This window comes from Lacticaseibacillus sp. 866-1, from assembly GCF_016861825.1.
GTDB lineage: Bacteria > Bacillota > Bacilli > Lactobacillales > Lactobacillaceae > Lacticaseibacillus.
The window spans coordinates 174,201-187,456 of sequence record NZ_BOLU01000001.1 but is presented as its reverse complement, the minus strand read 5'-3'; the positions used below and the strand labels follow the sequence as shown (position 1 = coordinate 187,456).

10 protein-coding genes are annotated in these 13,256 nt (G+C 56.5%); all 10 read left to right on the top strand.

Translation table 11 applies throughout. The features are described from left to right. Position 1 precedes the first annotated feature (1 nt). Positions 2 to 823, top strand: coding sequence for a prolipoprotein diacylglyceryl transferase (gene lgt / locus JUE30_RS01000; RefSeq protein WP_203623228.1), 822 nt, complete (start codon positions 2 to 4; stop codon positions 821 to 823). Positions 824 to 833: 10 nt separating this feature from the next. Then, the gene (locus tag JUE30_RS00995; RefSeq protein ID WP_203623227.1) at positions 834 to 1,877 is read left to right on the top strand and encodes an NAD(P)H-dependent glycerol-3-phosphate dehydrogenase; all 1,044 of its coding nucleotides are present in this window, start codon (positions 834 to 836) and stop codon (positions 1,875 to 1,877) included. A 52-nt stretch (positions 1,878 to 1,929) separates the two neighbouring features. Beyond that, the gene (gene trxB / locus JUE30_RS00990; RefSeq protein ID WP_203623226.1) at positions 1,930 to 2,898 is read left to right on the top strand and encodes a thioredoxin-disulfide reductase; all 969 of its coding nucleotides are present in this window, start codon (positions 1,930 to 1,932) and stop codon (positions 2,896 to 2,898) included. 225 nt (positions 2,899 to 3,123) lie between these two features. Further along, positions 3,124 to 4,842, top strand: coding sequence for a phospho-sugar mutase (locus JUE30_RS00985; RefSeq protein ID WP_203623225.1), 1,719 nt, complete (start codon positions 3,124 to 3,126; stop codon positions 4,840 to 4,842). 113 nt (positions 4,843 to 4,955) lie between these two features. Further along, positions 4,956 to 5,591, top strand: coding sequence for a YfbR-like 5'-deoxynucleotidase (locus tag JUE30_RS00980; RefSeq protein ID WP_203623224.1), 636 nt, complete (start codon positions 4,956 to 4,958; stop codon positions 5,589 to 5,591). A 135-nt stretch (positions 5,592 to 5,726) separates the two neighbouring features. Further along, positions 5,727 to 7,739: an excinuclease ABC subunit UvrB gene (gene uvrB, locus JUE30_RS00975; protein WP_125755008.1), complete on the top strand. Its 2,013-nt coding sequence runs from the start codon at positions 5,727 to 5,729 to the stop codon at positions 7,737 to 7,739. Positions 7,740 to 7,745: 6 nt separating this feature from the next. Further along, positions 7,746 to 10,610, top strand: a complete 2,865-nt coding sequence (gene uvrA / locus JUE30_RS00970; protein WP_203623223.1) for an excinuclease ABC subunit UvrA — start codon at positions 7,746 to 7,748, stop codon at positions 10,608 to 10,610. 75 nt (positions 10,611 to 10,685) lie between these two features. Continuing rightward, positions 10,686 to 11,225, top strand: coding sequence for an HdeD family acid-resistance protein (locus JUE30_RS00965; protein ID WP_125755006.1), 540 nt, complete (start codon positions 10,686 to 10,688; stop codon positions 11,223 to 11,225). Between the two features lie 112 nt (positions 11,226 to 11,337). Next, positions 11,338 to 12,225, top strand: a complete 888-nt coding sequence (gene rapZ, locus JUE30_RS00960) for an RNase adapter RapZ (protein WP_203623222.1) — start codon at positions 11,338 to 11,340, stop codon at positions 12,223 to 12,225. Continuing rightward, positions 12,225 to 13,256, top strand: coding sequence for a uridine diphosphate-N-acetylglucosamine-binding protein YvcK (gene yvcK / locus JUE30_RS00955; protein ID WP_203623265.1), 1,032 nt, complete (start codon positions 12,225 to 12,227; stop codon positions 13,254 to 13,256). Before rapZ ends, yvcK begins: the two co-directional genes overlap by 1 nt.

The window sequence follows — 13,256 nt, the reverse complement described above, 5'->3', positions numbered from 1 at the left end:
TATGGTTGCAGCATTAAATCCAATTGCACTGAAGCTCGGCGGGCTGGAGATCCACTGGTACGGCGTGATCATCGCCTGCGGGGTATTGCTGGCCGTCTGGCTGGCGACACGTGAAGCAAACGCCCGCGGGATCGGGGAAGATCACATCATCAACCTCGTCCTGTGGGCGTTGCCATTTGCGCTGGTGGGCGCACGGCTTTACTACGTGGCCTTTGAGTGGTCCTACTACAGCGCGCACCCAAGCCAGATTATTGCCATCTGGAACGGCGGTATCGCGATTTACGGGGCACTGATTGCCAGCGTGATCGTGTTTCTGATTTACTGCCGGGTCAAGTGGCTGCCCGCGTGGCTGGTGCTCGACATTGCGGCGCCAACGGTCATGATCGCGCAAAGCATCGGCCGCTGGGGCAACTTCATGAATCAGGAAGCGTTCGGGGCTAAGACCACGCTTGCGTACTTGCGAGGTCTGCACCTGCCGGAATTTATCATTCAGCAGATGAACATCGCCGGTGCTTATCGGCAGCCCACTTTTCTGTACGAGTCGATGTGGAATTTGATCGGGTTTGTGCTGATCATGACGGTTCGCCACCACAAGGGGTGGTTCAAGCGAGGCGAAATTCTGCTGAGTTACGTCATGTGGTACAGCTTCGGGCGTTTTTTTGTCGAGGGTATGCGCACGGACAGCCTTTATTTGATGCCGGGTCTGCGGGTGTCGCAGCTGTTGTCGGTGGTGCTGTTTGTCAGCGCGCTGGCCTTGGTGCTTTGGCGGCGCCACAAGGATGTCCCTTGGTACATGGACGGTTTTTCGCTGAATAACTTATAGGAGTGATCTTGTGACTGATAAAATTGCGGTACTTGGCGCTGGCTCTTGGGGCACGGTGCTGGCCAATTTGCTGGTGGAAAATGGGTTGAATGTTGCCTTATGGACCCATGATCAAAAGCAGGTCCCGGAAATCAACGAGACCCATCATAATCAGCACTATCTGCCTGATTTCGTGCTGCACGAGGGCCTGCGGGCGACTAGTGACCTAGCAGAAGCGGTGGCCGGGGCGACCGTGATCCTGTTTGTGGTGCCGACTAACGCGATCCGCAGCGTCGCCGAGAAGGTCAAACCGCTGCTTCAAGGCCAGCCCATCGTTGCCCATGCGGCCAAGGGGCTGGAGCTGGGCACCAAGCTGCGGGTCTCCGAGGTGCTGGCAGCGGTGCTGCCAGTCGGGGCATACCGTGGGCCCGTGGTGATTTCAGGCCCTAGTCATGCAGAAGATGTGGCCACCAAGGACATCACCACGCTGACTGTCGCCTCATCGAATCTGGCCGCCGCCCAGGCCGTCCAGAAGCTGTTCATGAATGACTATTTCCGGCTGTACACCAATACAGACGTCCTTGGCGTTGAGCTGGGCGCGGCGCTGAAAAATGTCATCGCGATCGGCGCCGGGGCTTTGCACGGGCTGGGCTATGGCGACAATACCAAGGCGGCACTGATGACCCGCGGGCTGGCGGAGATTACTCGATTAGGCACGCACATGGGGGCCAATCCGATGACCTTCATCGGGCTGTCTGGGGTTGGCGATTTGATCGTGACCTGCACCAGCGTGCACAGTCGCAACTGGCGCGCCGGCAATGCGCTCGGGCAAGGGAAAAAGCTTTCAGACGTGCTCGCCAACATGGGCATGGTTGTCGAAGGTGTATCCACTGCGAAGGTGGTGCACGAGTTGGCCAAGGATCAAGACTGCGATATGCCGATTTCCGAAGGCATCTATCAAGTGCTGTACCAGGGTGCTCCAATCAAAACCGTGATTACAGATCTGATGGCGCGCGAAGGCAAACCGGAATTTGACTTTGGGCTGACTTTACAAACCACGCCAAAGCAGGTATAGTAACTAAAGACTTACAAAACGTAAGCAAAAATGCGGCGAAGGAGTGTTTGCCATGGCAAAACAATATGATGTGATCGTGATCGGTGCTGGCCCCGGCGGGATGACCGCGGCGCTGTATGCGTCGCGCGCGAACCTGTCGGTGCTCATGCTTGACCGGGGGATTTACGGCGGCCAAATGAATAACACCGCGGCTGTGGAGAACTATCCTGGTTTTAAGTCGATTCTGGGGCCAGAACTCGGCCAACAGATGTACGACGGGGCCACGCAGTTTGGTGCTGAGTATGCGTACGGGAATGTCACCGATTTGACCGATGACGGCAAAATCAAGACCGTGGTCACAGATGAAGGCGAGTACCAGGCCAAAGCGGTGATCATCGCCACCGGCGCTGAGCACCGTAAGCTCGGCGTGCCTGGTGAGGAAGCATACGGCGGCCGCGGCGTTTCATACTGCGCGGTTTGCGACGGGGCATTTTTCAAGGGCCAGGAGGTCGCCGTGATCGGTGGCGGCGATTCCGCGGTTGAAGAAGGGCTATACCTCGCAGGGCTGGCGTCTAAAGTGACGGTGATTCACCGCCGCGACCAGCTGCGCGCGCAGAAAATCATTCAGCAGCGGGCGTTTGCCAACCCCAAAATGCATTTTGTCTGGAACGCGCAAACTGAGGAAATCTTGGGCGATGACAATAAAGTCACTGGCGTACGTTATCACGACAAGGAAACTGGCGAAGATAAAGTGCTTCCAGCTTCCGGTGTGTTCATCTACGTCGGCATCAAACCGCTGACCGACAGTTTCAAGCACGTTGACGTGCTTGATGACGCGGGCTGGATCCCAACTAACGAACTTATGGAGACCCAGGTCCCTGGCATTTTTGCCATCGGCGACGTTCGGGCTAAGAACCTGCGCCAAATCGCAACGGCGGTCGGTGAAGGCGGCCAGGCCGGTCAAAGTGCTTTTAATTACATTCAAAGTTTGCAAGACGCACAATTACAGGCGGGCGCTGTGCCTTCCGCCGAGCAAAACTAGATTAAAGCTACACCGGTCGCCACTTTTGGCAGTCGGTGTTTTTTCTTGGACGGTGATGAGAGTTGCCGCGTCCTGATTGCATCAAAAACTGGCTGTGCAATAATAAATGAGGGAAAGCCGGGCCTGCGAAGTGTGTGAGGAGGCGTTTGCGCGCGCTTTATTCGTGGTTCGGGGTTACAATAGGCGTGTCAATCGCAGCCTGAATAAAAGACAGGAGCTGATCACATGGGATATAAGGAAAACTACCAGGCGTGGCTGAACGAGCCCACCCTGGATGCAGCGCTCAAAGCTGAGCTGCAAACAATGGATGAGACCACGCAGGAAGAGGCCTTCACGGCGCCGATGAGTTTTGGCACGGCGGGGATGCGCGGCATTATTGGGGCCGGGATCAACCGAATGAACATTTACACGGTGCGGCAGGCGACCGAGGGCCTGGCACGATTCATGGACACCTTGTCAACCGCGCAAAAGCAGCACGGCGTGGCCATTTCGTTCGACTCCCGCTACATGAGCCAGCAATTTGCCCTTGAGGCCGCGGCGGTCCTGGGCGAGCATGAGATTCCAAGCTTTGTGTTCGACAGCCTGCGCCCGACACCGGAGCTGTCTTTTGCGGTGCGTGAACTGAAGACTTACGCCGGCATCATGATCACGGCCAGCCACAACCCGAAACAGTACAACGGCTACAAGATTTATGGCCCGGATGGCGGTCAAATGCCGCCGGAAGAGTCCGACAAGATTACGGCGTACGTCCGGAGTGTCACGGACCTGTTCGGGGTCAAGGTGATGGATGTTCATCAACTGCGGGCGAAGGACCTGATGCACATCATCGGCGAAGGCGTGGACGAGGCCTATTACCGCGCCGTTGGCACCGTGACGATCAACGCGGACTTGGTCAAGACCGTCGGCAAGGACATGAGCCTGATTTACTCGCCGTTGAACGGCACCGGCCGAATCCCCGCTCAGATGGTGCTGCGCAACGCCGGGTTTGAAAACTTCGAACTCGTGTTGCCGCAGTCCACCGCTGACCCGGAGTTCCCAACCACGCCCTTCCCCAACCCAGAATTTCCGCAGACGTTTGACTTGGCCATTGAAATGGGCAAAAAGAGTCACGCGGATGTCCTGATTGCCACGGATCCGGATGCCGATCGCCTCGGCACCGCAGTGTGGACCGGCAGCAGCTATCAGCTGCTGACCGGCAATCAAATCGCCAGTTTACTGCTTCACTACATTCTGGAGGCACGCAAGCAGGCGGGCACTTTGCCGGCCAACGGCGCGGTAGTCAAGTCAATCGTGTCGACAGAGCTGGCAACAGCCATTGCGAAGGATTATGGCGTTGAGATGATCAACGTTGAAACTGGCTTTAAGTTTATCGGCGATCAAATCAAGCAGTACGAGGAAACCGGTAGTCATGAGTTTCTGTTCGGGTTTGAGGAGAGCTATGGCTACTTGATCAAGCCGTTTGTCCGCGATAAGGATGCGATTCAGTCGACCGTGCTGCTCGCGGAAGTTGCCGCGTATTACAAGTCGCAGGGCAAGACGCTGTGGGATGGCATTCAAGCCCTGTACGACCGCTACGGTCACTTTGCCGAAAAGACCGTGGGCTTGGACTTCCCAGGCCTTGAGGGCCCGAAGGAAATGGCTGCTTTGATGACCAAGTTCCGTGAGGAAAGCCCGGCCGAGTTTGCCGGTGTCAAGGTGATTTCGACCGAAGATTACAAGCTTCAGCAAACCACAGACGCCGCTGGTCAGGTGACCCCGATTGCCATGCCCGTATCCGACGTGCTGAAGTACATTTTGGCCGACGGCACGTGGATCGCGATCCGGCCTTCCGGGACTGAGCCTAAGGTCAAGTTCTACGTCGGCACAGTCGCCGATTCCAAAGACGTTGCCGACAAGAAGCTGGCTGCCTTTGAGGACGCCTTGACTGCTTTCAAGAATTCGTAATCATCATGAGGACCTCTTCGGGAGGCCCTTTTTGATTCGCGATGCTGAGCAGGCTTGAATCCTTTCGGTGGGCGTGGTAAGCTGTTCAAAATTTACGTCAGGGGGGCTGCATCATGGGCATGCATCAGTACATCCAGGGGTTAGGTAATTTAGAGACGCTGCGCCGCGCGCCGGGTTTCTTCAAGTACGCTGAGCACAGCGTGGCCGCGCACTCGTTCAAGGTGGCCGAGATCGCCCAGATGCTGGGCGACATCGAAGAGCACGCAGGCAACCAGGTCAACTGGCAGATGTTGTACGAAAAGGCCTTGAACCACGATTACACGGAGCGGTTCATCGGTGACATCAAGACCCCGGTCAAGTACGCCACGCCAGCCTTGCGCGCGATGCTGGCCGATGTTGAAGAATCGATGACTGAAAACTTTATTCAAAACGAGATTCCGGCCGAATACCAGGACATCTACCGCCGCCGACTGGGTGAGGGCAAAGATGAGACGCTGGAAGGGCAAATCCTCAGCATTTCTGACAAGGTGGATCTGCTTTACGAGTCCTTCGGTGAAATCGAAAAGGGCAACCCTGAGCGCGTGTTCGTCAATATTTACACGGAAAGCTTGAGCGTTATCATGAGCTTCGAAGCGCGGCCAAGCGTCCAGTATTTTCTCAAAGAGATCTTGCCGGATATGTTGAACGAGGAGTTTGCCGATCGCGACATGCTGAAGAAGTTGACCCGCTCGGTGATGGCAAAAAAGTAAAGAACGCGAGCACGAATATTTGTTCGCTATGGTATAATAAGTGTCAGTCAAAAGTTGGGATCTCGGTTCCGACTTTTTTGTTGCCAGGCCCATGATAATCGCCCACTGCGGCGGTCGGCCACTGGAGGTAATCAGATGATCACACGAATCGCGGATAAGAAATTTGATTTGGTCTCACCCTATGCACCGGCCGGAGACCAACCCGAAGCCATCGCCAAGCTGACCAAGGGCTTTAAAGACGGCAAAAAAGAGCAGATCCTGCTGGGAGCCACTGGGACCGGGAAGACTTTCACAATGAGCAATGTGATTGCCAACTTGAACAAGCCGACCCTGATTTTGTCGCACAACAAGACGCTGGCAGGCCAACTCTATGGCGAATTTAAGCAGTTCTTCCCGCACAACGCGGTGGAGTACTTTGTTTCCTACTACGACTATTATCAGCCGGAAGCCTATGTGCCAAGTTCTGACACGTACATCGAAAAAGACTCAGCGATCAACGATGAAATCGATAAGTTGCGCCACAGCGCGACGGCGGCCTTGCTTGAGCGCAATGATGTGATCGTCGTGGCTTCCGTGTCCTCCATCTTCGGGTTGGGGTCGCCAACGGAGTACCGCGACCACGTGCTGTCGATTCGCAAGGGCATGGAAATTGACCGCAATACACTACTGCGGCAGCTGGTCGACATTCAGTTTGAGCGTAATGATATCGATTTTCAGCGGGGGCGGTTCCGCGTCCGCGGCGACGTCGTTGAAATCTTCCCGGCTAGCCGGGACGACCACGCGATCCGCGTTGAGTTTTTCGGCGATGAAGTGGATCGCATCACCGAGGTCGATGCCTTGACTGGAGAAGTCGTGGGCGAACGCGAGCAGGTGTCCATTTTCCCGGCGACGCACTTCATGACCTCTGACGACGCCATGGAACGAGGAATCGAAAGTATTTCTAAGGAACTGACCCAGCGGCTGAAGGAGCTGCAGGATCAGGGCAAGCTGCTTGAGGCCCAGCGGCTGGAGCAACGGACCAATTATGATATTGAGATGCTGCGGGAGATGGGTTACACCAACGGCATTGAGAACTACTCGCGCCACATGGAAGGACGCAAGGCTGGCGAGCCGCCGTACACGCTGCTGGACTTTTTCCCGAAAGACTTCATGATCATGGTCGATGAAAGCCACGTCACCATGCCGCAGGTGCGCGCCATGTATAATGGTGACCGCGCCCGCAAACAGACGCTGATCGATTATGGATTCCGCCTGCCTAGCGCGCTGGACAACCGCCCGCTGAAGCTGAACGAGTTTGAGCAGCACGTCAACCAGATCCTGTACGTCAGCGCGACCCCTGGCCCTTACGAACTGGACCGCGTGCCGAAAGAAGACATCGCCGAGCAGATCATTCGGCCAACCGGGCTGCTCGATCCTGAAATCGAAGTACGGCCGATCATGGGCCAAATCGATGACTTGACGTCGGAAATCAATAAGCGCGTCGAGCACAACGAGCGCGTCTTTGTGACCACTTTGACCAAGAAAATGGCCGAGGATCTGACTGATTACCTGAAAGAAGAGGGCATCAAGGTCGCTTACCTGCACTCGGACATTAAAACCCTAGAACGGACCCAGATTATCCGCGACCTGCGGCTTGGCAAGTACGACGTGCTGGTCGGCATCAACCTGCTGCGCGAAGGGATCGATGTGCCTGAAGTGTCTTTGATCGCGATCTTGGATGCGGATAAGGAAGGCTTCTTGCGCGCGGAGCGATCGCTGATCCAGACCATTGGCCGCGCAAGTCGCAACGAGCACGGGAAGGTCATCATGTACGCGGATTCCGTGACGGATTCGATGAAGGGCGCGATCGATGAAACCAAGCGCCGGCGCACGATTCAGATGGCGTTTAATAAGAAGCACCACATCACCCCAACGACCATCGTCAAACCGATTCGGGACGCGATTTCTGCGGTGGACACCAGCGGCAACGCGGATCCGGACAAGGACCGCAGCTTTGCGGAAGTCGATTTGCACGACATGAGCAAGGCCGACCGCAAGCAGCTGATCGGCAACCTGCGGACCCAGATGGAAGCCGCAGCCAAGAAGCTCGACTTCGAGCAGGCGGCCACGCTGCGTGATACGATTTTGGAATTGGAAGCAGAAAAGTGAGGATTTATGGCGAACGATAAAATTGTGATCCACGGGGCAAGAGCCCATAACCTGAAGAACATTGACGTGACGATTCCCAAAAATAAACTGGTCGTCATGACGGGCCTGAGCGGCTCTGGTAAGTCCAGTTTGGCTTTTGACACGCTGTACGCTGAAGGCCAGCGGCGGTATGTGGAGAGCCTCTCGGCGTATGCCCGGCAGTTTTTGGGTCAAATGGACAAGCCGGATGTGGACTCCATTGATGGCCTCAGCCCGGCGATTTCGATTGATCAGAAGACCACTTCAAAAAACCCGCGGTCCACAGTTGGCACGGTGACGGAAATCAACGACTACTTGCGGCTGCTCTGGGCGCGCATCGGCACGCCAATCTGTCCTAATGACGGGACCGTGATCTCCAGCCAGAGCGTTGAGCAGATGGTTGACCGCGTGCAGAAGCTCCCAGACCAGAGTCGCATTCAGATTCTGTCACCAGTAGTCCGGCGCAAAAAGGGCTCACACAAGAAGGTCCTGGAAAAAATTGTGCGTGAAGGCTACGTGCGGATGCGCGTCGATGGTGAGATCATGGACGCTAACGCCGACGTAGAACTGGACAAAAACAAGAATCACGACATTGATATTGTGATCGACCGGATCGTGGTCAAGCACGGGGATGCTGATAATCGTTCGCGCCTGTTTGATTCGTTCGAGGCGGCGCTGCGGCTGTCTGAAGGGTATGCCAACGTGGATGTGATCGGCGGGGAGCCCTTGGTCTTCTCCGAGCATTTTGCTTGTCCCCTGTGCGGGTTCACCATTGGGGTGTTGGAGCCGCGGCTGTTTTCGTTCAACGCACCGTTTGGGGCGTGCCCCGAGTGTGACGGTTTAGGCGAAAAGCTGACCGTTGACGTTGACCTGGTCGTGCCGGATCAGACCAAGTCGATTCAGCAAGGCGCTATTGCGGCCTGGTATTCGGCTTCCTCCACGTACTATCCAGCCATGTTGGAGCAGGCATGCAAGGCGTTTAAGATCCCCATCGATAAGCCGTTCAACAAGCTGACCGACCGCCAGCGCGACATTGTGCTCAACGGCAGCCATGGCAAGCCGTTTCATTTTCATGCCGACTCGGACTTTGGCGGGGTGCGGGATGTGACAGCCCCATTTGAGGGCGTGCTGCCGAACATTGAGCGGCGCTACCACGCCAACAACTCGCCGTTTGGCTCCGACCAGATGCGCCAGTACATGACCGCGTTGGTCTGCCCTGTGTGCCACGGCAAGCGGCTGAACCGGCAAGCTTTGGCAGTCAAAGTCGCGGGCAAAGACATTGCCGACGCCTCGAACCTGTCAATTAAGCACGCGTTGCCATTTTTCCAAAGCATTCAACTGACCCCGACGCAGCAAGTGATTGCTCAGCCCATCGTGAAGGAGGTCAACGACCGGTTGACGTTCTTAGAGAACGTTGGCCTGGACTACCTGACGCTGTCGCGCTCCGCCGGCACACTGTCCGGCGGCGAGGCACAGCGCATCCGGCTGGCCACACAAATCGGCTCGAACCTGTCTGGCGTGCTTTACATTCTGGATGAGCCTTCAATTGGGCTGCATCAGCGCGACAACGCACGACTGATCAATTCGCTCAAGAAGATGCGCGATCTGGGCAACACCCTCATCGTGGTCGAACACGACGAGGACACCATGCTGGCGTCGGATTACCTGATCGACGTCGGGCCCGGAGCCGGGGATAACGGCGGCCACATCATGGCGGCCGGCACCCCGAAGCAGGTGATGCGCTCCAGCAAGTCGCTGACTGGTCAGTACCTGGCCGGGAAAAAGTTTATCCCTGTGCCCGAACACCGGCGGCCGGGCAACGGCAAGGTGATCCGAGTCGTTGGGGCCGCCGAGCACAACCTGAAACACATCAATGTCGACTTTCCCCTGGGCGAGTTCATTGGCGTCACTGGGGTATCCGGGTCCGGCAAGTCAACGCTGGTCAACTCGATTTTGAAGCGCGCCTTGGCTCAAAAGCTGTATCGCAATTCTGAAAAGCCAGGCAAGTACGATAAAGTGCTGGGCTGGCAGAATATTGAGAAGCTGGTCGACATCGATCAGAGCCCCATCGGCCGCACGCCGCGTTCCAACCCGGCGACTTACACTGGCGTTTTCAATGATATTCGCGCCTTGTTTGCACAAACCAATGAGGCGAAGCTGCGTGGGTACACCCAGGGCCGGTTCTCCTTCAACGTCAAGGGCGGCCGCTGCGAGCACTGCAAAGGCGACGGCATTATCAAGATCGAAATGAACTTCCTGCCGGACGTGTACGTGCCTTGCGAGGTCTGCCACGGGACGCGCTACAACTCTGAAACACTTGAAGTGACGTACAAGGGCAAGAGCATTGCCGACGTATTGAACATGACCGTGGACGAAGCGGTGAAGTTTTTTGCGGCAATTCCCAAGATCGCGCGCAAGCTGCAGACTATCGTCGATGTTGGTTTGGGGTATGTTCAGATGGGTCAAAGCGCCACGACGCTGTCTGGTGGCGAGGCGCAGCGCATGAAGCTGGCCTCTGAGCTGCAAAAGATCTCGACTGGGCGGAATTTCTACATTCTGGATGAGCCGACGACCGGGCTGCACACAGACGACATTCGCAAGCTCTTGGATGTCCTTCAGCGGCTGGTCGATGAAGGCAACACGGTCCTGGTGATCGAGCACAACCTCGACGTCATCAAGACCGCTGACTGGCTGATCGATCTTGGGCCGGAAGGTGGCGACGGCGGCGGTCAGGTGATTGCCACTGGCACGCCTGAGCAAGTGGCCAAGGTCAAAGCTTCATATACCGGGCAGTATCTCGGCCCGATCTTAGCGCGGGACAAAGCGCGTGCAGCCAAACAGGTGGTAAGCTAGCCGATTGCCTGACGCCGGGTTTTCCTTGTGCATTAAAAGCCGAGTCGGTATGATGAATGCAAGAGGTGGCAAATTATGTTTAGACAGACACACTTTGGTTTTGACTGGGGCGAGCTCTTCACTGGGATCGCTTTGATCCTGGCGGCAATCGTGGTCGTGAATCACCCAGGCGCGACGATGGCGACATTGACCTTCCTGTTCGCGCTGGTTGCCATCATTCGCGGCATCGCCACGCTGGCCAGCTTCTCTAAATTACGGGCACTGACTGGGGGCCTCGCATGGATCAGCTTGATTGCCGGAATTTTCGACGTACTGCTGGGGCTGGTCTTCCTGTTTGACCTTGAGTCGGGGGCCATCACGCTGGCATACCTGTTTGCCATATGGTTTTTGGTCGACAGCATCGCCAACTTGGTCAACGCCGGGCACATGCGCGATGCTGGGACCGGTTGGTTTATCCTGACCTTGGTGCTCGACCTGTTCGCGGTGCTGGTCAGCTTGCTGCTGATCATGCAGCCGGTGGTCGCGGCGGTCGGACTGATTGTCCTACTCGCCACTGCCTTTTTGATTCTTGGAATCAACGCGCTCCTCACCGCTTTTGCGCGGCGTCAGATTTGAGAATGCGGCCGTCCTGTGGGGCGGCTTTTTTCGTGCCGTGAAAAGTTGGGAACGCCAGGGCTGTTGATGACACGCCCGGCATGTTACAATGGGCAAAGAAAGAAGGGATAGGATGGCAGACACGATGGATCTCGTGGTGATCACCGGCATGTCCGGCGCCGGCAAAACCGTCGCCATGCAATCATTTGAGGACTTGGGTTACTTCACCGTCGACAATATGCCCCCGGCGCTGTTGCCAAAGTTCTGGGAACTGATGAAGGAAAATGGCAAGATCACCAAGATTGCGCTGGTGGTGGACTTGCGCAGCCACGCCTTTTACGACCAGATCAATGATATGCTGGCCAACTTGGACAACACGTCGTTTGTCACCACCAAGATTCTGTTTCTGGACGCGACGGATGCCGAGCTGGTGTCCCGGTATAAGGAGACCCGCCGCAGTCATCCCTTAGCGCAGGAAGGCCGCCTGATGGACGGCATCAAAAAGGAGCGCAGCCTGCTGACCGAACTGCGCAACCGCGCCCAGGTGGTAATCGACACGACCAACCTTTCTCCGCGGCAGCTGCGCGAAAAGCTCTTCGTCATCTTCAAATCGGCCGATCACCCGACCTTCCACTTGGAAGTGATGTCCTTCGGTTTCAAGTACGGTTTGCCTATCGATGCCGATATCGTGATGGATGTGCGTTTCTTGCCCAATCCCTATTACGTGCAGAAGTTTCGCAACCGCGACGGCCGCGATCAGGAAGTCTACGATTACGTGATGGATAACCCAGCGGCGGAGACGTTTTACCAGCAGTTTTACACGATGCTGGCCAGCATTATGCCGCAGTACAAACAAGAGGGCAAAAGCAGTGTGACCATCGCGATCGGCTGTACTGGCGGTCAGCACCGCAGTGTGGCATTCACGGAGCGGGTCGGCAAGGCCTTTGCGGCGGCCGGGTATCCGGTCGACATTACGCATCGCGATGTCAATAAACGGAAAGCGACGGTGAACCGTTCATGATGCCAAATGAAACCAAAACGATTCGCGTCATCCGCGGCCGGCGGCCCAAGGTTGTCGTCATCGGCGGCGGGACGGGCCTGCCGGTCATCGTCAAAAGCCTGCGTGAACAAAATGCTGATGTCACGGCGGTCGTCACGGTGGCTGATGATGGCGGCTCAAGCGGTGTAATTCGCAACTACATCAACGTGGTGCCGCCGGGCGATATTCGCAATGTCCTGGTGGCGTTATCCGACATGCCGGGGCTGGAGAAACAGGTCTTCCAATACCGCTTTGACAGCGGTGATAGTTTCTTTGCTGGCCATGCGATTGGCAACCTGATCATCGCGGCGCTGTCGGAAATGGGCGGGGGTATTTTTCAGGCCGTGCAAACCCTGTCGTCCATGATGAAGGTTGATGGCCATGTCTATCCCGCCAGCAACCGGCCGCTGACGCTTCACGCCGAGTTCACCGATGGCACGACTCTCGCTGGTGAGGCTGAAATCACGGCCGCCGGCAAGCACATTAAGCGGGTTTGGGTCACCGATACCGATGACGCCCAAGAACCTGAGGCCATGCCACAGGTGATCGACGCGATTTTGGCGGCGGATGTCGTGGTGATGGGGCCAGGGAGTCTGTTCACCAGCGTGCTGCCTAACTTGATGATCAAGAACTTGGGCCAGGCGGTGCTCAAGACCCGCGCGGAAGTCATTTATGTCGTCAACATCATGACACAAAAGGGCGAGACCGAGCGTTTCACCGATGCCGACCACGTGCGGGTGTTGAACCGGCACCTGGGGGCCAACTTTGTTGACACGGTACTGGTCAACATTGCCCCGGTGCCCAAGAATGCGCTGGATGCCCAGAAGTACAACGAAATCTTGGTGCCAGTGCGCCCAGACTACCAAGGCCTGCGAGACTTAGGCTGCCGCGTCATCTCGGCTGATTTTCTGAAGCTGCGGGACCGTGGGGTGTTCCACGATGGGGACAAGGTGGCGTCCGAAATTTTGAACCTGGCCTTTCAGGTTGGCACGATGAAAAAAAGAAAGCGGTGA